This window comes from Streptomyces sp. CG4, from assembly GCF_041080655.1.
GTDB lineage: Bacteria > Actinomycetota > Actinomycetes > Streptomycetales > Streptomycetaceae > Streptomyces.
On sequence record NZ_CP163525.1, the window covers coordinates 8551978 to 8572103 of the forward strand.

Genomic DNA, 20126 nt, shown 5'->3' on the forward strand with positions numbered 1-20126 from the left:
CCGGCCGTCCCGTTCGCCTGCGCCTGCGCCTGTGCGGCTGTGGTTGCGGCTCAGTGCCCGGCGGACTCCTCGGGGCGTGCGTGGCGTGGCAGGAGGAAGGCGAGCAGGAAGGTCAGGGCGAGCATGCCGTCGACGATCCACAGAATCGTCTGCATGACGGAGCCGAAACCGCTCCGGAAGGCCGACGACGCGGTGTCCCGCAGCGCGGCGGGTATCTGCGCGCCGGCCTGAGGCGAGGTCACGGCGGACCGGGTGTCCTTCTCCAGGCGGGCGCAGGAGGCCGGGGTCGCGGCGGGATCCTTGGCGACGGCCCGGTCCGAGGCGCACGTACGCAGGTCCGCCACGATGCGTTCGCGAGCGGCGGGCGCGACGTGCGCGGCGGTCAACTTCCCCCGCAGACCGTCCGCGTGGTGGTCGACGGCGGTGGCGATCCCGCCGCCCAGCAGACCGAAGAACATGGTGCCGAGAAGCGCCACACCGAACGCGCCGCCGAGCTGCTGCACGGCGGTCATCGTGCCGGATGCCGAGCCCGTCTCGTGCGACTCGACGCTGGCGAGCACGATGTCGAAGAACGGTGCCATCAGCAGGCCCATGCCGATGCCGGTGACGAGCAGGGACGGCACGAGCTGCCAGGGGCCGACGCCGCTCCCGACCTGGTCGAGGGTCAGCCACACGCCGAACACACCGACCGCCATGACGAGCGCGCCCGCCTGCAGCACGGCCCGCCCGAACCGGGCGACACCCTGTGCGATACCGAAGCCGACGATCATGCCGCCGGACCAGGGCACCATCACCAGGCCGGCCTTGAGCGGCGAATAGCCGAGGCCGATCTGGGTGTAGAGGTTGAAGACCAGCATGAAGCCCTGCATGGTCGAGAAGAAGACCAGCCCGAGGGTCATACCGCCGCTGAATCCGCGCTTGCGGAAGAGGCTCGGCACGACCAGCGGGTCCCGCCCGGCCCCGCTGCGGCGCGATTCGTACCTGCCGAAGGCCGCGAAGACGATCACCGAGGCGCCCATCATCACGAACGTCCACACGGGCCAGTCGTACTCACGTCCCTGGACCAGCGGGAAGATGATGAGCAGCGCGGCCAGCGAGACCAGGAACATGCCGGGGATGTCCAGGCGCGGCCTGGGCCCGGACCTGCCCCTCGGCAGAAAGCGCAGGGCACCGAGGAAGGCCGCGGCACCCAGCGGCAGGTTGATCAGGAAGATCATCCGCCAGCCGGTGCCGAAGTAGTCGGCGTCCACGAGCCAGCCCGCCAGGATCGGCCCGCACACCGCGGACAGCCCCATCACCGGGCCGAACATGCCGAAGGCCTTCTGCGATTCCTTCGGCGGGAACATCTCCTTGATCATGCCGAGGCCCTGCGGCAGCATCACCGCGCCGAAGAGTCCCTGGACGACGCGTGCGCCGATCAGCATCTCGGGCGACACGGACAGCGCGCACAGCAGCGAACCCAGCGTGAAACCGGCGGCCCCCACCAGGAACATCCGGCGCCGCCCGTGAATGTCGCCGAGCCGCCCTCCGGTGACGAGCCCGACGGCCATCGAGAGGGTGTACGCGGCGGCGAGCCACTGCAGCGTGGAGGCTCCGCCGCCCAGGTCGGCCCGCATGGAGGGCCCGGCGATGTTCGTGACGACGGCGTCGAGGAGATCCATCACCTCGGCCGCCAGGATCACGAAGAGCGCAGCCCAGCGCCATCGGTAGGGCGCCGGCGAGTCGGTGGGCGGCGCCTCGGCGGACGCGACACCGGTGGTGGACATCGGAACTCCTCGCAGGAAGGGCCACGCGGCGATGACGCCGCGAGCGCGGTGGGACGGATGGCTGTGACTGCCTGATGGACGTGGCCGAGCACACTGGAGAACACTGTTCAAGGTAGCAGAACAGTGCTCACCAGAAGAACGGTGTTCATTAAGATATAGCGCAACTCCCGGCGCCGGACAAGATATATCGTGTCTTGGATGCGCCGTGCCTGAACGCCGCTCGTCGACGGAGAACACTGTTCTCCCCCACGCCTAGACTGTGTTCATGACCGACCCGGCCGCCGGCACCCCGACATCTCCTCCGCCGTCCCCCTGGGACCGCGGGCGCCCCGCTCGCGCCCATGTCGCGCCCGCGCGCGCACCACTGTCGCGCCAACGGGTCGTCGAGGCCGCCTTCACCGTGCTGGACCGCCAGGGTCTCGACGGGCTGTCGATGCGTCAGGTGGCCGCCGAACTCGGGGTCGCGGTCTCCGCCCTGTACGCCCATGTCAGCTCCAAGGACGACCTCTTGGAGCTGATGTACACCCGGCTCTTCGACGGTGCCGAGCTGCCCGCACCCGACCCGGAGCGGTGGCAGGAGCAGGTGCGGAACTACGCCCGCTCCGGACGGCGGCGCCTGCGGTCCCATCGAGACATGGCCCGGATCTCCATGGCCCACGTCCCCTTCACCACCGAACTGCTGCCCCACGTCGAGGCGTTGCTCGCCGTCTTCCGGACCTCCGGACTGCCCGACCGCATCGCGGCGATGGCCGGTGACCTCATCTCCACCTACATCGACGGGTTCGTCCTGGAGGAGGGCATGTGGCAGGACCGGGCCGCCGGGCAGGGCGGTGACGACGCCTCATTGGCCCGCCCCGACTGGCGTGCGATGGCCGACGAGATGCGGAACTACTTCGCGTCCCTGCCCGCGGACGACTTTCCCCATCTGCGCGCCCTGGCCGGGCTGATCGTGTCGGACTCCTCCGACGAGCGCTTCGACATCGGTCTGGAGATCATCCTGCGCGGCCTGGCGAGCTATCTGCCCGACTCGGCGGCCTCCGTGGGCCCGGACGCCGGCTGATCCCTGCTTCGGTCGGTGCGCCGTAGTGCCGGTGGCCGGTTCGCCGAGGTGCTCGGCGAGCTGGAACAGGGCGGGCGGCGCGTCCGTGATGGCTGCCCTGGCGCTGTCGTCGAGCGCGGCCGGCGCGTCGTCGATACGGCGTTCGTGGGCGGTGGTCCAGGCGGCGAGCTTCTCGCGCCCGGTGTCGGTGAGGGTGACGACGGAGGCCCGGCGGTCGGCTGAGTCCACGCCACGCGCCACCAGTCCGGAGGCGATCATCTGGCCGATCAGTCCGCTGACCGTGCTCGGGGCCAGCCGACGGCGCGCGGCGAGGTCGCTGATCCGGGCGGGGGAGCGTTCACCGAGCACCTGGAGCAGTTCGATCTGGGCCATGGGAAGGGCCTCCCACGGGTAGTCGGTCAGGTCGGTGCGGATCGAGGAGCGCAGCGCGCGGCGCAGCCGGTGACGGCCTCGGTGAGCAGACGGGCCTCGGGCGCCTGCGGGGCGGAGCCGGGCGCGGAGGCGTCGGAACGAGGCTGCGCGGACATGCGGCAAGGGGTAGCCGCACCGCACGCAGGTACGGGGGCGCCCGCCCGCGGCTCGGACGCCTGCCCGTGGGTCCCTGGCGCCTTTCCTCGTCTTGCCCCTGTCGCGCCGGGCTCGTCCCGCTTGTGTCGCACCAGACTCTCCCGGTCGGGCAACCGATCCCGGCAGGCCGCCGAACTGCTGTGTGCCCGGGGCGTCGAGGCCGTCGACGTGGTGGGCGGCATGCCTCCGGTCACCTGCCCGGCGCCCTCGACATCCCCCTGGACCAGATCCGTCGCGCGCTGCCCGAGATCCGGCAAGCCGTGGGACGTGGCGACCGCCTCGTGGTGTGCGCCTCCGGCGCCCGCTCGGAGAACGCCTGCAAGCTTCTTGCCGAGCGGGGCGTCTCGGCCGCCACCCTCGTCGGCGGCACCGTCGCGTGGGCGGCCGGGGGACACGAGCTGCACCGGCCCGCCGCCTGGGAGACCCGGGCCGTCTGGAGCATGGAGCGGCAGATCCGTTTCACCGCCGGCACGGTCGTACTCCTGGGTCTGCTCCTCGGTGTCCTCGTCCACCCGGCCTTCGAGCTCCTCTCGGCGGGCATCGCGGGCGGCCTCGTCGTCTCCGCGCTCACCGACACCTGCGGTATGGCCGTCCTGCTGGGCAAGCCGCCCCACAACCGGCCGCGTCCGGCCGACCTGGCCACGACGCTCGCGGCACTGCGCCGCGGCTGACCATCGTCAGGACATCAGGAGACGCCGTCCCGGGGCCGGACATCGGCGGACTGTTCGGTCGTGCCCGCCTGCTCAAGGAGAAGGCGGGCCAGGCCACGTGCTTCGTCCGGGGTGAGTGCGGCCCAGACTCCCGGTTCGCCGCCCTGGTCCTCTCCGACGTTCAGAGCGATCCGGCTGACGGGCCGGTCCGGATGTCCGAGCCGCAGGCACCGTACCTGGATCCGGCGCCCGCACGTGGTCACCAGAGGTACCTCTTCCGCGCGGCCCACTTCGATCCTGTGGAGTCGGCCGCTCTCTGCTGTCGTCATCGGTTCACGCTCCTCCGCCGGTCGGTTCCGTCCCCGCGGTCGCCACCCGGGGCCCGATACCTGGCGGGGTATGAGCGTCAGCGCTTCGTGCGCAGGAGTTGTTCCCGCTCCGCTTCACCGACCCCGGGCGCGGGCTCAGCCATGCCGCTACGACGGCCACGGCCGACGCTCCCACCAGGACTACGGCGGCCCAGCGCCTCCCGGTCACCGAGATATTTTGCCAGCGTCCTATCTCGGGACCCGCCCGGCCTGCCCTGTCCGGGGCATGCCGGACAACCGTGATCGCTCCACCGCGTCGAAGGGCGTCCGTACCCGTTCACACCTTCACATGCCACCTTGCGCGACATCGCCCCGGACAGCGGCAATTCCCTTGAACGGACTGGCTGTTGGCCGACACCATTCCACCCCGACCGCCGCGCGCGGAGCCGATGGGAGCGTGCACCACCTTGACCACTGACACCCGGCGGGCGCTGGTCGTCCGCGGCGGCTGGGACGGGCATCAGCCCGTGACGATCAGTGACGGATTCGCCCCGTTCCTCAAGGAGCGGGGATTCACCGTCGAGACCTCCGACGACCTCGCGGTGTACGAGGACACGGAGCGCCTGGCCGCCACCGACCTCATCGTGCAGTGCTGGACCATGGGGACCATCACCCGGGAGCAGAGCGAGCATCTCGCCGCCGCGGTGCGCGCGGGCACCGGGCTGGCCGGCCGGCACGGCGGCATCGTCGACTCCTTCCACGATCACGGCTACCACCTGCTGACCGGCGGCAGGCTCGTGATGCACCCGCCGGGCTTCCACGACCACACGTACCACCTGTCGCCCGAGCACGCCGATCATCCCGTCATCGCCGGGCTCGACGACTTCGCCGTACACACCGAGCAGTACTGGGTACTCACCGACCCGCACATCGACGTGCTGGCCACCACCACCTTCCCGCCCGACGAACTGCGCGACCGGCCGGCGGCGATGCCCGCCGTGTGGGCCAGAACGTGGGGCGCGGGGCGGGTGTTCGTCTCGACCATCGGGCACAAGCCCGACGACTTCGACGTGCCTCAGGTGCGCACGTTGACCGAGAGGGGACTGCTGTGGGCGAGCCGCTGAAGCCCCTGCACATCGGCATCGTGGGCGCGGGGAAGATCAGCGGCGCCTACCTCTCGACGCTGGAGCGGCTGACGTCCCTGCGGCTGACCGCCGTCTCCGACCTCGACCCGGGCCGCGCGGCAGCGGGCGCGCACCAGGCGCCGGCCGAGCACCCGGTGGCCGTGGCCCCGTCCGTGGCCGCCCTCGTGGCCCGGGACGACGTGGACGCCGTACTCAACCTCACCATTCCGGCCGCGCACGCGGACGCCGCCCTGGCGGCACTCGGCGCGGGCAAGCACGTGTACGGCGAGAAGCCCCTCGCGGCGAACCGCAAGGAGGACCGCACGCAGGGCAGTCGACGACGGTCTGATCGGCCGGCCGGTCGCGGCCACCGCCTTCATGACCGGCCCGGGCCACGAGAGGTGGCACCCGGACCCGGAGTTCCACTACCAGCCGGCCGGCGGCCCGCTGCTCGACATGGGCCCCTACTACCTCTCGGCACTGGTCCACCTGCTGGGCCCGGTGGTCCGGGTGACCGGTGCCTCCTCCCGACCGCGCACGGAGCGCACGATCGGCAGCGGACCCCGCGCCGGGCACACCTTCCCGGTGGAGGTGGACACCCACCTCACCGGCGTCCTGGAGCACGCGGGCGGAGCTCTGTCCACCCTGGTCATGAGCTTCGACATCCGTGCCGCCCGGCTGCCGCGCATCGAGGTGCACGGCACCGACGCCTCGCTGTCCGTGCCCGACCCCAACGGCTTCGACGGCTCCGTCGAGATCCACCGGGGCGACGGCTGACAGACGCTGCCCGTGTCCGCCGGCTGCCGGGACGCGGGGCGGGGCGTGGGCCTCGCCGATCTGGCCGAGGCCCTGCCGGCCGGGCGTCCGCACCGCGCCTCGGCCGAACTCGCCGCGCACGTCCTGGACATCATGCTCACGCTCCTGGACGCGGCCGGTCAGGGCCGCGCGCTGCCGGTGACCAGTACCTGCGAGCGCCCCGCCCCGGTGACAGGCCCCGCGCGCCGAGTGCGGTGAGGTTCGCTGACAACCGGGCCGCCTCGACGGATCCGCCGAAACGCCCGCTGCCCGACGCGGAACCGCTCGGCACGGTCGGTGGACGGGCGTGTCGTACGCGCGCTGCGGCGGTTCCAGATGGTGGACCAGAGACCGAGAGACCGAAAGAGGACCACACCACATGACTGCCCGCCCCGACCGCCCCGACCTGCCTGTGGCGGTCTGCGTCATGGACCCCGCCATCGCGGACCAGGTGCTTCCCGCAGCGCTGCGCGAACGCCTCTCCGCCCGCGTCCGGCTCGCCCCCGGCCCGGAGCGCTCGGCTCCACGGGCGATGTTCCCCGCCGAGTTCGCCGAGGCGGAGATCCTCATCAGCGGCTGGGGCTGCCCCCGGCTCACGCCCGGCGTGCTGGCCGGGGCGCCCCGGCTGCGCGCGGTGATGCACGCCGCCGGCACCGTCAAGTCGCTGGTGAGCGACGCGGTATGGGAACGGGGCATCGTCGTGTCGTCGGCGGCCGACGCCAACGCCGGCCCCGTCATCGCTTACACGCTGGCCCTCATCACCCTCGCCGCCCGGCGCACCCTGACCATGGCAGCCCACTACGAGGAGGGCTGGCCGGCCTTCGCGGGGCGTTCCGGTGCCGACGGCAGCACGGTGGGCATCGTGGGCGCGTCACGCATCGGCCGCGGCGTGCTGGCCGCTCTACGGCGGTCCGACGCGGGCCACCGGCTGCTGCTGAGCGACCCGTATGTGACGGACGACGAGGCACGCCGGCTCGGCGCGGAGCGGGTCGAACTGGCCGAGCTGTGCCGTCGGTCGAGGGTGGTGAGCGTCCACGCGCCGCTGCTGCCGGAGACGACGGGTCTGCTGGACGCCGCGATGCTGGGGCTCGTCCCGGACGGCGGTGTGCTCATCAACACGGCCCGGGGTGCCATCGTCGACACGGAGGCGCTGACCCGTGAGTGTGCGTCCGGGCGGCTGGAGGCGTACCTGGATGTCACGGACCCCGAACCGCTGCCGTCCGGCCACCCGTTGCTGTCCCTGCCCAATGTGCTGGTCACCCCGCACATCGCCGGCGCACAGGGCAGCGAGGTGCAACGGCTCGGACGGTATGCGGCGGCGGAGGTCGATCGCTGGGTGACGGGCGAGCCGCTGCTCGGCGCGGTCACCCGCGAGGCCCTGTCACACCTGGCCTGAGCGCCACCGCGGACGCCGCCCGAACGCCGGCACGGCGCCGTCGCGCAGGGCGCCGAACCCACCGGGCTTCCCCGGCCTGGACCGAGACCGTTTCCCGGGCCGGGGGGCGAGATCCAGACCTTGCCGTGGGTGTGCGAGCGAGCACACGGCGAAGCGGCTATGACGGGAAGGACCGTCTCCCACTTCACCCCTCAGGAGGTCCGATGCCCGGTCGTACGGAGTCGATCGAGTCGATGGAGCAACTCGCCGTGGGCTGGCGCGCCCTGGTGCTCGACCGTGACGCGGATGCCGATGTGCGGGACCTGCCGGGCATCGCCGTCCGCTGGGCCGACTGCCGGTTCCCCTTCTGGAACTGCGTCACCCTGACCGAGGTCGACGCCGGCGCGGCACTCGTCGGGCAACGTCTGGGCGAGGCCGCGGACATCATGCGCGCGAAGCACCATCCCGGATTCCTGTGGCTCTTCGAGGACCTCCTCGACGCCGAGGCCCGCGCGGCCGTGCGGACGGCCGCCGAGAAGGCGGGGCTGGAGTACGCCTTCCCCGGCACCGGCATGGCCGGAGACGTCATTCCCTTGCCCGAGCCGTCCCACCCCGAGCTGACGTTCGTGCGCGTGACCACCGACGAACAGCTGCAGGCGTACGCGGACCTGAACTCACGCGCCTACGGATTCCCGCTGGAGGTCGGCCGCGACGGGCTCCTCGGCTCCACGCTGTGGAAGAACGAGGTGCATGCCTATCTGGGCGTACGGGACGGCGTCCCGGTGACCTGCGCCGCGACGGTGGCAACCGACGGCCGGCTCTTCGTCGTGCTCGTCGCCACCGCCCCGGAGTGGCAGCGCCGTGGCTACGCGGAGGCGGTCACGCGCAAGGCCCTCCAGGAGGGCGCCCGCGCCACCGGCCTGACCCGGGCCACCCTGCACGCGACGGCGGCGGGGGCACCCGTCTATCCCCGCATCGGCTTCCAGCCGAACTCGCCGATGCAGTTCTACGCCCTGAAGGGCTGACCTCCCCGGCGTGTACCGGCGGGAAAGGACGGCGGTGGCGGTGCGTGCGGCGCGCTGCTCCTGTCGGAGGCGGCGCGCGCCGCACGCCCGCGCCGTGGGGCTCTAGCTGAGGGCGAAGTCGTCGGCGTGGATGTCGGACTGGCCGTACCAGCCGTGGACGTAGACGGTGACGGTTCCGCTGCCGCCGGTGGTGAAGTTGACCGTCAGCTGGTTCCAGCTCGTGTTGCTCGACCACGTGCCGGCGGTGGCACCGCCGCTCACGCCGATGTAGGCGTAGGGGCCCTGGACCCAACCGGTCAGTGTGTAGCTGTGGTTGGGGGACAGGGTGACGGTCTGGTCGCACTCACCGGTGCTGCTGGAGCTGGGCGTGATCTGCAGGGCGTGGCTGCCGGTGTGGGCCGGGGTCGACACCACCGTGCCGGCGCCCGTGCAGGTCCAGGGGCTCGGACTGCCGGTCTCGAAGCCGGCATTGGTGAGCGAGCCCCCGCCGCCTCCGCCCCCTCCGCCCCCGCCCCCTCCGGCGGTGACGGTGAGCGTGTACGTCGCGCTGTGGCTGCCGCCGGCGGCCGTACCGGTGACGGTGATCGGGTAGGTGCCCGCGGCCACGGACGACCCGACCGTGGCCGTCAGCGTCGAGCTGCCGCCGGACGTGACCGAGGCGGGGCTGAAGGAGACGCTGACCCCGGAGGGCGCGCCGGAGGCGGAGAGTGTGACGGATTCGGCGCTGCCGGAGGTGACGGCCGAGGAGACGGTCGCGGTGGCGGAGCCGCCCTGTGCGACCGAGGCGGAGCCGGGCGCCAGGGACAGGGAGAAGTCACCGGTCGTGCCGCCGCCCCCGCCGCCCGTGCTGCCCTCGAAGGGTACGAACGCGTCCGTGAACGCGAGGCTGTTCTGGCTGATCTCGCTGCAGGTGGGCAGGGAGTTGGCGCTTCCGCTGCACGGCTGGTCCCGGTTGACCGACCAGAACGCCAGCCGCCCGACGCCGTTCTGCGCGGCGAAGTTCTCCACCGTCTGGGCATCGGCCAGGGTGAAGGTGGAACCGTCGTCGTTCTTGCCGATCATCGGGGTGATCCCGAGGTTGGTATAGGTGTAGGAGGAGTCGACGGACTGCATCTGGGCGAGCGTGGCCTTGGCGGCATCGACCGCGCCCTGGCCCATCTCGGTGCCGGTGCCCGCGTAGTAGTCCATGGCCATGACGTTGACCACGTCGATCTTGATGCCCGCGTTCTTGGCGGCCTTGAGGACGTTGACGCCGTCGTTGGTGAGACCGCTCGTCAGCACCGGCAGGGTCATCGAGAAGCGCAGATCGGGGTTGGACGCCTTGAGGTCCTTCATCGCCTGCATCTGGCGGGCCGCGGCCGCGGTGTCGGCGACGGCGGCGCCCTCGACGTCGAAGTCGAGCCGGGTGACGCCGTAGTCGTTGATGACTGCCTGGTATCCGGCATCGATGCTGCTCTGGGTGGAGCACGTCCAGGCAAGCGGCTCACCGCTCGCTCCGCCCGAGGAGATGATGACGGAGGCGCCCTCGGACTTCGCCTTGGCGATCTCGGGGTCGGTGTAGGAGTCGTTGCCGATGGGGAGCGTGTCGCCCCAGATCTGGTTGCAGCCTTCGCCGAGGACGAAGGCCGCGGTGTAGGCCTTGAGGTGGTGTGCGGTGATGGCGGTGTCGAGCATGCCCTCCTGACTGTTCGACATGTCGACATAGGGGGCCACGGAGTAGACGCTGCTCGTCGCGGCGCTGCCGGCGGGTGCCAGCGCGACGACGGCGCCGGTGGCCGCGAGCGCGAGCGCGCAGGCGGAAGCGCCAAATCTTGCCAGGTGCATGACATTGCCCCTCTCGGGGGTGCCTCTCGGGCGGGAGTGGTGGGGTGGTGCGGTGTGGTGCCGGGCCGACGTTGGTACATACCAAACCGCCCGCGCGTCACCCCGTCAAGAGGACTAGACCAACTGGAACCATCCGGATTTCCCATGCCTGTCCCCGCCGGTACGTGAGGCGGAACTCGGCGGTGAAGGGCGCGAGTTGACCGGGCCGCACCCGCCGCTGCGACGGACGGCGGTGTCGGGTGACCGCCGGATGACGGCCTCCCGCGGTGACCGTTCGTCGCTCGCTCAAGGGCGGTATTAGGCTGGGTGACCGGTGAAACCGGCACGTCGACGACCGTGCCGGCCTCGAACGTCAGGGAGTGACCGATGACAGTGGGAACCGAGCGGGCCGTACTGGCGGGCGGTTGCTTCTGGGGCATGCAGGATCTGATCCGCAAGCAGCCGGGCGTGGTGTCCACGCGCGTCGGCTACAGCGGCGGCGACACGCCGAACGCGACGTACCGGAATCACGGCGACCACGCCGAGGCCATCGAGATCCTCTTCGACCCCGCGGTCACGAGCTACCGCGACATCCTGGAGTTCTTCTTCCAGATCCACGACCCGACCACGCGCGACCGCCAGGGCAACGACATCGGGCGCAGCTACCGGTCCGCGATCTTCTACGGCGACGAGGAACAGCACCGCGTCGCCCTGGACACGATCGCGGACGCCGAGGCGAGCGGGCTGTGGCCGGGCAAGGTGGTCACGGAGGTGGCGCCCGTGGGTGACTTCTGGGAGGCGGAACCCGAGCACCAGGACTACCTGGAGCGCTATCCCAACGGCTACACCTGCCACTTCCCGCGCCCCAACTGGAAGCTGCCGCGCCGGGGTTCGGCCACGACGAACTGAGCGCACCCCCTGGCCGATCCGCCCTTGGCCGATCCGCCCTTGGCCCTCCGTGTCTCCGCCGGACGGGGGAGCGCGATCCGACCGGCGCGGGATGTGACCGGTCCGCCCGGTGAGGAGTCTTGAGTTTCCGAAGGAGGAACGGGGGACTCGGTGGACCGGCCGGACTCGTGGGACCGCTTCGACCGGCTCGGCCGGCTGGCGGCATACGGAGCGGCGGTGATGACGCCGTACGCGTTGATCAAGGTCTCGTGGGTGGTCGGCGCGATCGCGGGGGTGCTGCCCATCGGTGACGGCTTCGGCCTGGCCGGCTGGGTCGTGCTCAACACCGCGACCATCGGCATGGCCGGCCTCGGGATCGCCGTGGCGCTCGCTCTGGTACGGCCCTGGGGCCTGCGCCTGCCGGTGCGGTGGGTCGCGGGTGTCGCCTGGGTGGCTACGGGCTTCCTCGTCCCCCTGCTGCCGTACGCCGTACTCGACTCGCTGCTGGGACTCGCCGACGGTGCGCCACGGCACCCTCGTGACGGCGGCCCGGCCATGCCGGGTTGGGAAGCCGCGCTGATCCAGACCAGCTTCGTGGGCATGGGACTCGGTCTCGCCATCGCCCTGCCCGCACACCTACGACGGCGCCGGCCAGAGGTGTTCGCCGGCCGGGTCGGCGACGCGGGCCACGGCCTCGCGCGCTGCGCGCGATGGGCGGTGGGCACCGGTGCGGTGACCGGGGCGGTCTGGGCCTACTGGGCGCTCGGTGGTACGGCCGGTGTCGCGCATCCGGCGCAACGGGGCGTCGACGAGCGGCTGTTGACCGGCGTGTGGGGACTGTGGGCGCTCATCGCCTCAGCCGCCACCTGGACGATCGGCCGCGGCCGGCCCGCCCGGCTGCCCCGCTGGATCCCTCTGACGCTCGGCTGGCTGGGAACGGGGTCGTTGTGCGCGTGGAGCGGCTGGCAACTCCCCTTCACGCTGTACGTTGCGCTGGCCCACCCCGCCGGTACGTCCCCGCCGGAGAACCTCGCCGTCGCGGCCGCGCTGCACAGCGCCGCCGTAGCGGCGGGCTCGGTCATGCTGCCGGCACTCGTCCGCACCCGCGGACCCGTCACGCCGCCCGAGACCCCGGACGACACCCGCAGCCGTCGTACTCAGGGCGGTCGGAGCCGTTGACCCGTCGGTATGCCCTCGCCTGTCAAAGGTGCCGAAGGCGTCAGGCCGGCCGAGGCCCGTCCTCGGGCGCCGTGGGCAGCGCGAGGTGGGCCAGGTCGTCCGGTGGAGGTGAGGTCACCGGCCACAGGGGAGCGGCTTCCCCGTCGGCGAGGGCGGCCGGCGCGTCGGTGAGGTTCATGCGCTCGCGCAGCCGGCCGTAGAAGTCCATCGGGCCGAGCCGGACCGCCTTCAGCCGACGCGGTGCGGCGTACACGCCGATCCAGTCCCCGGGGCTCAGCACGCCGCGCAGCTGGCCGTCGATGCTGACCGCGGCCTGCCCCGAACGTGCGAGGACCCGCAACGCGACGGGCTCGTCGGGTGCGGCCACGACCGAGCGGTTGAACACCATGTGCGGGGCGACCGGTGTGAAGACCAGGCCCTCCGCACGCGGCGAGACGACCGGGCCGCCCGCGGCGAAGCTGTAAGCCGTGGAGCCCGTGGGCGTGGCCACCAGCAGCGCGTCGGCCGAGTAGCAGGCCAGGAGCCGGCCGGACAGATAGACCCCGACCGACACCTGCCGGTCCCGGGCGAGCTTCTCCACGACGACGTCGTTGAGGGCGGTGACGTTCAGCGCGACGCCCCAGTTCTCGCCCGTCTCGCACCCCGCCCGCACCCGCGGCGGAGGCAGCATCGGCCCACGGCCGTACCGCAGCAGCGTCTCCATCTGCGCGGGCACCTCGAGTCGGCACGACGCCCGCATGGTGAGCAGCATCCGGCTCTCGACGTTGATCCGCTCGGACCGGACCGCGTCCAGTGCCGTGCGCACCGCCGAGGCCGGGACCTCGGTGAGGAAGCCGACCCGGCCGAGGTCGACACCGAGCACCAGGGCGTCGTTCTCGGCCGCCAGGCGGGCGCCGCGCAGAAAGGTGCCGTCGCCGCCGAGGGTGACGATGAGATCCGGATCGCCCGCGGCGTCCAGCTCCTCCCGGGCGCTGTGCCGCGCTCCCTCCCGCCACACGTCGATGTCGGCGCACCCCACGGCGTGCTCCGCGCACCACGCGCGCACCGCTCGCGCGGCGGCCACGGCCTCCGCCCGCCCGCCGTGCACCACCAGGCCGACACGGTTCACCGTCATATCCGCCTCCCAGTCGGCTGCTCCCGCTCGCCATCCTCACCGCGGACCGCTTCCGCGCAGCACGCGCCACGCCGCCGGGACCCTCCGCCAAGCGGACACGGGAACCCGGCGGCGCCCGCGGGGGTCAGCCGAGCGGCCGGCGGGCGCCCGTCGGGCGCGTACCCGGCGTGTGGCCGAAGGTGCGGCGGAAGACGTCGATGAAGGCACTGGCCGAGGACCAGCCGCACCGGTGCGCCACCGTGGTCACCGGCGTCCGCTCGGCCAGCAGGACCAGCCCGTGGTGCAGCCGCAGCTGGGTCCGCCACTGCGGGAACGTCATCCCGAGGTCCTGGCGGAACAGCCGCGACAGGGTACGGTCGCTCGCCCCGACCTCCCGGCCCAGCTCGGCCAGGGTGCGGCCGTCGGCCGGATCGGCGCGCAGGATGTCGCACAGCGCGCGCAGCACGGGCGAGCCGGGCGTGGGCAGATGCAGCGGCTGCTGCGGCGAGGCCCGCAGCTGGTCGAGCAACACCGCGCGCAGCCTGGCCCGTTCGGGACTGCCGTCGTCGGGCGTGCCGGTGTGGGCGATGATCAGCTCACGCAGCAACGGGCCCACGGCCAGCACCGTCGGTACGTCCAGAGCCAGCGGGTTCTCCGTCGCCGGCAGCCCCATCAGATGCAGTTCCAGCTCGCCGTGCGCCTCGTGGGCGTGGACCGTGCCGGCCGGCACCCAGATGGCGCGGGTGGCGGGCGCGACCCAGGAACCGGCGTCGGTGGTGACGGTCACGACTCCGCGGCCCGCGTAGACGATCTGGTGGTCGTCGTGCCGGTGGGCCTCGATCGCCGTCCGGGACGCCAGCCGCCGGGTGCGTGTCGGAGCCGTCGGCATATGGCGGATTTCCATCATCACGTGGCAGTTTATCGGAAGTGCGACAGCCCGGCCGGGCCGGAGCATGACGGGGTGCGAAGGAACACCTCGATCACCCTGCTGTCCGCCGGGCACGCCTGCGTCGACGTCTACCAAGGCGCGGTGGCGTCCCTGATCCCCTACCTCGTCGCCCAGCGCGGATACGGCTATGCCGCCGCCTCGGGCGTCGTCCTGGCCGCATCCCTGCTGTCGTCCGTGGCACAGCCTTTCTTCGGCGCCCTCACCGACCGCCGGGCGGTGCCCTGGCTGCTCCCGGTCAGTACGCTCCTGGCCGGCGTCGGCATCGCACTGAGCGGACTCGGCGGCACCTACGCCCTCACCCTGGTGTGCGTGGCGCTCTCCGGGATCGGCGTGGCCGCCTACCACCCCGAGTCCGCCCGGATCGCCCGGCAGGCGGCCCGCGGCGCGCACAGCGCCATGGGCTGGTTCTCGCTCGGCGGCAACGTGGGCTTCGCCCTGGCCCCGCTCCTGGTCGCCGCGGTCGTGGGCACGGGCGGGCTGCGCCGGACGCCGTTGCTGGTGCTGCCGGCCCTCGCCGGCACCGCGTTGTGCCTGGTCGTACTGCGTACCCCGGAACGACGGCCGGCCGCGCGGGCCGGTACGGCGCCGGCCGTCCAGCGCGACGACAAGGCGTCGTTCGTGAAGCTGTCGCTGGCCGTGACGTGCCGGTCGATCGTGTTCGTCGGGCTGAGCAGCTTCCTCTCCCTCTACGTCGGCCAACAGCTGGGCGGCAGCGCGGCCGCCGGCACCGCCGCGCTGTTCCTGCTCTATCTCGGTGGTGCCGTCGGCTCCGTGCTGGGCGGCGCGCTGGCGGAGCGCTGGGACCGGGTCACGGTGTGCCGCTGGTCCTGTCTGGTCTCGGCCGTGGCGGTCGCGGGCGTGGTGTGCGTCCCTGGACCGGCGCTCTACGGATGCATAGCGCTGACCTCGGCCGGTCTGTATGTGCCGTTCTCCCTCCAGGTCACGCTCGGTCAGGACTATCTGCCCTCCCGGGTCGGCACGGCCGGCGGGATCACCCTCGGTCTGGCCGTCAGCGCCGGCGGTCTGGCGAGCCCGCTCATCGGCCGGCTCGCCGACGCCACGTCCCTGCGGACCGCGCTCGCCCCGCTCGTCCTGATGCCGGTGCTGAGCTGGCTGCTGCTGCGCACGCTGCCCGAGCCCGCCGCCCCGCGTCCCCTGGCCGGCCTGCCCGCAGAGCGAGCCGAAGCGCTCCCGGCCGGAGCCCCGGCGCATCGTGTTCGCCGCCGTAAAGACGGTGAAACGGCGCAGTAATGGCGCGGCGCGAACCTTCCCTGCAACGCCTCGGCACCCACCGGGGCGGACCGCGGGAAGAGGGAGCAGCCGTGCCGGAGACCGTCGACCAGCAGGCGCAACAGGCGCCGCCCGCCCCGCCGTCCTCGCCGGGCGGCCGGACGTACAACGGGTGGGCCCGGAACGACACGCTGGAGGACTACTCACTGCGCTACGCGCCCAAGTCCTTCCGGCGCTGGACGCCGTACGTCGTGGCCACCACGGCCCTCGGCGGCATCGCCTATCTCGCGGACTTCGCCATCGGCGGCTCGATCGCGGTCTCCCACGGCTTCTCCAGCGCCCTGGTGGCGATCCTGACCGCGGCGCTGGTCATCTTCCTCACCGGCATCCCGATCGCATACTACTCGGCCAAGTACTCCATCGACATGGACCTGTTGACCCGGGGCGCGGGCTTCGGCTACCTCGGCTCGACGCTCACCTCGGTCATCTACGCCAGCTTCACCTTCATCTTCTTCGCCCTCGAAGGCTCCATCATGGCCCAGGCCCTCGAACTGGGCCTGCACATCCCGCTCGCCGTCGGCTATCTGATCTGCTCGCTGATCATCCTGCCGCTGGTCGTCTACGGCATGACCGCGCTGTCGAAGATGCAGGTGTGGACCCAGCCGGTCTGGCTGGTCCTGATGGTGGCGCCGTTCGTGTCGGTCGCGGCCCAGGAGCCGGGAAAATTCGCGGAGTTCACGCACTTCGCGGGTGACTCGCCGACCGGGTCCGGCATCAGCATGCTCGGGGTCGGGGCGGGCGCCGGTGTGGCGCTGTCGCTGATCGCGCAGATCGGTGAGCAGGTGGACTATCTGCGCTTCATGCCGGACAAGTCACCGGAGAACAGCAGGAAGTGGTGGGGAGCCGTGCTCTCGGCGGGTCCGGGCTGGGTGGTGCTCGGCGCGGCGAAGCAGATCGGCGGCGCCTTCCTCGCGTTCTACATCGCCGGCAGCGTCGGTCTGGCCAAGGCCAACGAACCCATCCAGCAGTACGTGCACGGCTTCAAGACCTTCGCCGCGCCGATCGCCCTGGGCCTGGCCACGTTCTTCGTGATCCTCTCCCAGATAAAGATCAACTCGACGAACGCGTACTCCGGTTCGCTGTCCTGGTCGAACTTCTTCTCCCGGCTGACCCACCGTCACCCCGGCCGCGTGGTCTACATCTTCCTCAACGTCGGTATCGCCCTCGCTCTGATGGAGGGCGGCGTCTTCGGCTTCCTCAACACCGTCCTCGGCTTCTACTCCAACGTGGCGATCGCCTGGATCGGTGCGGTCGTCGCCGACCTCGTCATCAACAAGCCGCTCAAGCTGAGCCCTTCGTACATCGAGTTCAAGCGGGCTCATCTCCACCACTTCAACCCCGTCGGCTTCGGCTCCATGCTGATCGCGTCGGCGGTCTCCATCGCCGCGTACTTCGATGCCTTCGGCGCCTACGGCAAGGCGTTCTCGCCGTTCATCGCGCTGTTCCTGGCCATGGTGCTCTCGCCGCTGTGCGCGGTGCTGACCAAGGGGAGGTACTACATCGCCCGCGCCGACGGCCTGGACGAGCCGCTGCTCGGTCCCGACGGCCTGCCCTCGGCGGCCGTCCTGAACTGCTCGGTGTGCGCGACCGACTTCGAGCGGCCCGACATGGCCGGATGCCCCTTCCACCAGGGCGCGATCTGCTCGCTGTGCTGCAGCCTGGAGAAGGACTGCCATGACGCGTGCAAGACCGGGGGAGCGGCCGGCCCGGTCCACCTGGGCGTGCCCGCCGTCCGGGCCGTGGACTGAGCCCGGGCACCGGCCGCAAGGTTTCGCACGCCCGGAGCCTCGCGCGCTTCGGCCGCCCCACCGCCTCACCGGAGTCGTCCAGATCCGGCCGTGTGCTGGGGCGAGGTCGAGCCCGTCAAGGGCTTCGCGGATGGGGTCGGCCGGTCCGTCGCTGGCGCTGTAGGCGACGGAGACGTGCGGGGGTGAAGCCGTCAGCGTTCTCCGGGACCTCGTCGAGAATGTCGCCGATCGCGCTGCGGATCGCGTTCCGTACGGCGTGGAGGAGGTCGCCGAGGTGCGCAAGCGCGTCCCGGTACCGGGCGGCGAGCCGGTGCATGTTTGCACGTCCTGTTGGCCTTCGAAGGTCAGGTGCCATGTGTAGCAGCGGCGGCCCACGCTCCAACCGGGCTGCCACCGCCAGTGGTTGCGCATGGTGTCAGGCGGAGCACTCATCGCCGCGATCGAATCAGGCGGAGCCCTCGCCCGGCGAGAGTGCAAGCCGGCGCTGGGCAGAGTTCACGCACTCTTCGATGGCCGCGCGCAGGCCGATCGCGGCGACGCTGGTGCGGCAGGGCCGGCGGCCGATCCCTGCGGAGAGTTCACTGAGTCGATGGGCGACCGCCGGCAGGACCGCCAGGGCGGTCGTCGCCCGGTACGCCGACGCGCTCGCGGGGGAGTGCCGCACCCGGCCCGGGTTCACGGTCGCGGCGGTGCGCGACGACCTCACCCGCCGGCTCCTTCAACGGGTGTGGGGGTGCCCTGGGCAGGAGTTCGACGCGGAGGCGTCCGCGCGGGGGCTGGTCTGCGGGACGCGCGCCGTGGCGGCGGCCAAGCGGCTCGTCCCCGGGCTGCTTCAGGAGATGAACGAGACGACTGAGCGGACGGAGACGGCCAGTGTTACGGGGTGACGGCGTGGTGGCGCTGCCGGGCACGGTACGGGCCAAGCCGCTGCCCACACTGCCCGCACTTCCTCGATGGCACCGTCGGCCGGGCCGCTTTCCGCGTCGCCGAGCTGGAGGCAATCGGCTTGCCCGACGGCTGTGCCCTCGGCATCGTGTGCGTGGACGCCCTCGGGCGTAACGCCGACGTCGACGCGGCACTGCGCGAGCTGGCTCGCGTCCTGGCCCCGGGCGGTCGCCTGGTCCTGACCCGGTCGCTGCGGCGCGGAGCGGAGCCGGCCTGGCATGAGCAGGCCCGCGCCGCCAGCCTTGCGATGGAGCACGTGGACGAGCGCCCCGCCGAGCCCGCGACGTGCGAGAGGCTCTGCCGGCTGTGGATCGCCCATGTCGAGGAGTTGAGGCACGAGTTGGGTGAGGGCGAGGCGCAGAACATGCTGCGCGAGGCGCACCAGGTGCTGCCCACGCTGCCGGGCCGCCGCGCGGTCCTGCTGACCCTCCGGCGCCCTCGGCCTCCCCGACCGGGCCCCGCGCGGCCGATACGATGTCGGATCCCGGCTGCCGTCCCGGCGACGGGCCCGCTCCCGGCGGAAGGACCCCTCAGTGAGTCAGCACCGTGTTGCTCGTGCGGCGGTGTTCTCGGCCGGGTCCTGGGGAACCGCCGTCGCCAAGATCCTGGCGGACGCCGGCACCGACGTCATTGTGCACGCCCGCCGTAGCGAGATCGCCGACGCGATCAACACGCATCACCGCAACCCCGGCTACTTCCCGGACATCGAGCTGCCTGCCGCCCTGACTGCGACGACCGACCCGGCCACCGCGCTGGAGGGCGCAGACTTCCTGGTGCTCTCCATCCCCGCGCAGACCCTGCGGACCAACCTCGCCGCGTGGGCGCCGCACATCGGAGACGACACCGTGATCGTGTCGCTGATGAAGGGCATCGAGCAGAGCAGCGGACTGCGGGCGAGCCAGATCATCACCGAGGTGACCGGCGTGAGCGCGGACCGGGTCTCGGTGTTGTCCGGCCCGAACCTGGCGCGCGAGATCATGGACGGTCGGCCCGCCGCCGCCACCATCGCCTGCGCGGACGAGGATGCCGCCCACCGCTTCCAAAAGGCCTGCCACACCGGCTACTTCCGGCCCTACACCAGCACCGACGTGGCCGGATGCGAGCTGGGCGGCGCGGCGAAGAACGTCATCGCCCTCGCGGTCGGCATCGCCTCCGGCATGGGCCTGGGCGAAAACGCCACGGCCATGCTCATCACCCGAGGCCTGGCGGAGACCACCCGGCTGGCCATGGCCTTGGGCGCCCACCCGGCCACCCTCGCCGGCCTGTCCGGCATGGGCGACCTGGTGGCCACCTGCTCCTCCCCGCTCTCCCGCAACCGCACCTTCGGCACCCACCTCGGCCGGGGCCTGAGCGCCGAGCAGGCCGCAGCCGCCACCCGGCAGACCACCGAGGGTGTCAAGTCCGCGGAGGCGATCCTCGCCCTGGCCCACGCCCACGACATCGAGATGCCGATCACGGAAGTGATCTCCACCCTGCTGCACGAGAAAGTCACCCTCGCCGAGGCCGCGGCCGCGCTGATGCAGCGGCCCCCCAAGCCCGAGCGCTGACCCCTGGCGCTCGA

The 20126-nt window shown here is 72.0% G+C and carries 18 protein-coding genes and 3 pseudogenes; 14 read left to right on the top strand and 7 right to left on the bottom strand.

Annotation, left to right across the window (positions count from 1 at the left end; genetic code table 11):
- Positions 1 to 50 precede the first annotated feature (50 nt).
- Positions 51 to 1766 (bottom strand): MFS transporter, encoded by a 1716-nt coding sequence (locus AB5L52_RS39410; RefSeq protein ID WP_369368071.1) that lies wholly within the window; start codon positions 1764 to 1766, stop codon positions 51 to 53.
- Positions 1767 to 2031: 265 nt separating this feature from the next.
- On the opposite strand from AB5L52_RS39410, the gene AB5L52_RS39415 reads away from it, so the two are divergent.
- Entirely contained in the window at positions 2032 to 2826 is a 795-nt protein-coding gene (locus tag AB5L52_RS39415; RefSeq protein ID WP_369368072.1) for a TetR/AcrR family transcriptional regulator, read from the top strand.
- A gap of 15 nt (positions 2827 to 2841) precedes the next feature.
- Entirely contained in the window at positions 2842 to 3048 is a 207-nt protein-coding gene (locus AB5L52_RS39420) for a hypothetical protein (RefSeq protein WP_351019495.1), read from the top strand.
- Between the two features lie 15 nt (positions 3049 to 3063).
- On the opposite strand, the pseudogene AB5L52_RS39425 reads toward AB5L52_RS39420, so the two are convergent.
- Positions 3064 to 3198, bottom strand: a pseudogene (locus tag AB5L52_RS39425) (MarR family transcriptional regulator); the annotation flags it as partial.
- A gap of 26 nt (positions 3199 to 3224) precedes the next feature.
- Complete coding sequence (locus tag AB5L52_RS39430) at positions 3225 to 3353, bottom strand: hypothetical protein (RefSeq protein WP_369368073.1); 129 nt, start codon at positions 3351 to 3353, stop codon at positions 3225 to 3227.
- Between the two features lie 219 nt (positions 3354 to 3572).
- Between AB5L52_RS39430 and AB5L52_RS39435 the strand changes: the two are divergent.
- Positions 3573 to 4064 (top strand): annotated as a pseudogene (locus tag AB5L52_RS39435) (rhodanese-like domain-containing protein); the annotation flags it as partial.
- A 14-nt stretch (positions 4065 to 4078) separates the two neighbouring features.
- Here AB5L52_RS39435 and AB5L52_RS39440 read toward each other — a convergent pair.
- A complete protein-coding gene (locus AB5L52_RS39440; protein ID WP_351018945.1) occupies positions 4079 to 4372 on the bottom strand; it encodes a hypothetical protein in 294 nt (97 codons plus the stop codon).
- A 428-nt stretch (positions 4373 to 4800) separates the two neighbouring features.
- Between AB5L52_RS39440 and AB5L52_RS39445 the strand changes: the two genes are divergently transcribed.
- From AB5L52_RS39445 to AB5L52_RS39460, 4 genes and pseudogenes are all read left to right on the top strand, one after another.
- On the top strand, positions 4801 to 5475 hold the full coding sequence (locus tag AB5L52_RS39445) for a ThuA domain-containing protein (protein WP_369368074.1): 675 nt from the start codon (positions 4801 to 4803) through the stop codon (positions 5473 to 5475).
- Positions 5460 to 6489: pseudogene (locus AB5L52_RS39450) on the top strand (Gfo/Idh/MocA family protein). Before AB5L52_RS39445 ends, AB5L52_RS39450 begins: the two are co-directional and overlap by 16 nt.
- Positions 6490 to 6649: 160 nt before the next feature.
- Complete coding sequence (locus tag AB5L52_RS39455; protein WP_351018939.1) at positions 6650 to 7666, top strand: hydroxyacid dehydrogenase; 1017 nt, start codon at positions 6650 to 6652, stop codon at positions 7664 to 7666.
- Between the two features lie 203 nt (positions 7667 to 7869).
- Positions 7870 to 8670 carry a GNAT family N-acetyltransferase gene (locus tag AB5L52_RS39460; RefSeq protein ID WP_369368075.1) on the top strand — a complete coding sequence of 267 codons (801 nt, stop codon included), beginning with the start codon at positions 7870 to 7872 and terminating at the stop codon, positions 8668 to 8670.
- 102 nt (positions 8671 to 8772) lie between these two features.
- Here AB5L52_RS39460 and AB5L52_RS39465 read toward each other — a convergent pair whose 3' ends face one another.
- The gene (locus AB5L52_RS39465; RefSeq protein ID WP_369368076.1) at positions 8773 to 10494 is read right to left on the bottom strand and encodes a carbohydrate binding domain-containing protein; all 1722 of its coding nucleotides are present in this window, start codon (positions 10492 to 10494) and stop codon (positions 8773 to 8775) included.
- A gap of 366 nt (positions 10495 to 10860) precedes the next feature.
- On the opposite strand from AB5L52_RS39465, the gene msrA reads away from it, so the two are divergent.
- Complete coding sequence (msrA, locus tag AB5L52_RS39470) at positions 10861 to 11382, top strand: peptide-methionine (S)-S-oxide reductase MsrA (protein ID WP_369368077.1); 522 nt, start codon at positions 10861 to 10863, stop codon at positions 11380 to 11382.
- Between the two features lie 150 nt (positions 11383 to 11532).
- Positions 11533 to 12540, top strand: a complete 1008-nt coding sequence (locus tag AB5L52_RS39475) for a hypothetical protein (protein WP_369368078.1) — start codon at positions 11533 to 11535, stop codon at positions 12538 to 12540.
- A gap of 40 nt (positions 12541 to 12580) precedes the next feature.
- On the opposite strand, the gene AB5L52_RS39480 is transcribed toward AB5L52_RS39475, so the two are convergent.
- Positions 12581 to 13654, bottom strand: a complete 1074-nt coding sequence (locus tag AB5L52_RS39480) for an NAD(+)/NADH kinase (RefSeq protein ID WP_351018927.1) — start codon at positions 13652 to 13654, stop codon at positions 12581 to 12583.
- 124 nt (positions 13655 to 13778) lie between these two features.
- Entirely contained in the window at positions 13779 to 14540 is a 762-nt protein-coding gene (locus AB5L52_RS39485) for a helix-turn-helix transcriptional regulator (RefSeq protein WP_369368079.1), read from the bottom strand.
- 54 nt (positions 14541 to 14594) lie between these two features.
- On the opposite strand from AB5L52_RS39485, the gene AB5L52_RS39490 reads away from it, so the two are divergent.
- From AB5L52_RS39490 to AB5L52_RS39510, 5 genes are all read left to right on the top strand, one after another.
- Positions 14595 to 15833, top strand: coding sequence for an MFS transporter (locus tag AB5L52_RS39490; RefSeq protein ID WP_369368080.1), 1239 nt, complete (start codon positions 14595 to 14597; stop codon positions 15831 to 15833).
- Positions 15834 to 15904: 71 nt separating this feature from the next.
- Positions 15905 to 17620, top strand: a complete 1716-nt coding sequence (locus AB5L52_RS39495; RefSeq protein WP_369368081.1) for a cytosine permease — start codon at positions 15905 to 15907, stop codon at positions 17618 to 17620.
- Positions 17621 to 18129: 509 nt separating this feature from the next.
- Positions 18130 to 18507, top strand: coding sequence for a hypothetical protein (locus AB5L52_RS39500; RefSeq protein ID WP_351018915.1), 378 nt, complete (start codon positions 18130 to 18132; stop codon positions 18505 to 18507).
- The gene (locus tag AB5L52_RS39505; protein ID WP_369368082.1) at positions 18504 to 19214 is read left to right on the top strand and encodes a class I SAM-dependent methyltransferase; all 711 of its coding nucleotides are present in this window, start codon (positions 18504 to 18506) and stop codon (positions 19212 to 19214) included. Before AB5L52_RS39500 ends, AB5L52_RS39505 begins: the two co-directional genes overlap by 4 nt.
- Positions 19099 to 20112: an NAD(P)H-dependent glycerol-3-phosphate dehydrogenase gene (locus AB5L52_RS39510; RefSeq protein ID WP_351018910.1), complete on the top strand. Its 1014-nt coding sequence runs from the start codon at positions 19099 to 19101 to the stop codon at positions 20110 to 20112. The genes AB5L52_RS39505 and AB5L52_RS39510 overlap by 116 nt, the downstream gene beginning before the upstream one ends.
- The last annotated feature ends 14 nt before the right edge of the window (positions 20113 to 20126 follow it).

Bases quoted from the DNA above. Each gene is read 5' to 3' on its own strand.
- AB5L52_RS39480 (WP_351018927.1), bottom strand. From the start codon at position 13,654: ATGACGGTGAACCGTGTCGGCCTGGTGGTGCACGGCGGGCGGGCGGAG.
- AB5L52_RS39485 (WP_369368079.1), bottom strand. From the start codon at position 14,540: ATGATGGAAATCCGCCATATGCCGACGGCTCCGACACGCACCCGGCGG.
- AB5L52_RS39430 (WP_369368073.1), bottom strand. From the start codon at position 3,353: ATGTCCGCGCAGCCTCGTTCCGACGCCTCCGCGCCCGGCTCCGCCCCG.
- AB5L52_RS39460 (WP_369368075.1), top strand. From the start codon at position 7,870: ATGCCCGGTCGTACGGAGTCGATCGAGTCGATGGAGCAACTCGCCGTG.
- AB5L52_RS39410 (WP_369368071.1), bottom strand. From the start codon at position 1,766: ATGTCCACCACCGGTGTCGCGTCCGCCGAGGCGCCGCCCACCGACTCG.
- AB5L52_RS39465 (WP_369368076.1), bottom strand. From the start codon at position 10,494: ATGCACCTGGCAAGATTTGGCGCTTCCGCCTGCGCGCTCGCGCTCGCG.
- AB5L52_RS39440 (WP_351018945.1), bottom strand. From the start codon at position 4,372: ATGACGACAGCAGAGAGCGGCCGACTCCACAGGATCGAAGTGGGCCGC.
- AB5L52_RS39445 (WP_369368074.1), top strand. From the start codon at position 4,801: ATGGGAGCGTGCACCACCTTGACCACTGACACCCGGCGGGCGCTGGTC.
- AB5L52_RS39500 (WP_351018915.1), top strand. From the start codon at position 18,130: ATGGCCGCGCGCAGGCCGATCGCGGCGACGCTGGTGCGGCAGGGCCGG.
- AB5L52_RS39415 (WP_369368072.1), top strand. From the start codon at position 2,032: ATGACCGACCCGGCCGCCGGCACCCCGACATCTCCTCCGCCGTCCCCC.
- msrA (WP_369368077.1), top strand. From the start codon at position 10,861: ATGACAGTGGGAACCGAGCGGGCCGTACTGGCGGGCGGTTGCTTCTGG.
- AB5L52_RS39455 (WP_351018939.1), top strand. From the start codon at position 6,650: ATGACTGCCCGCCCCGACCGCCCCGACCTGCCTGTGGCGGTCTGCGTC.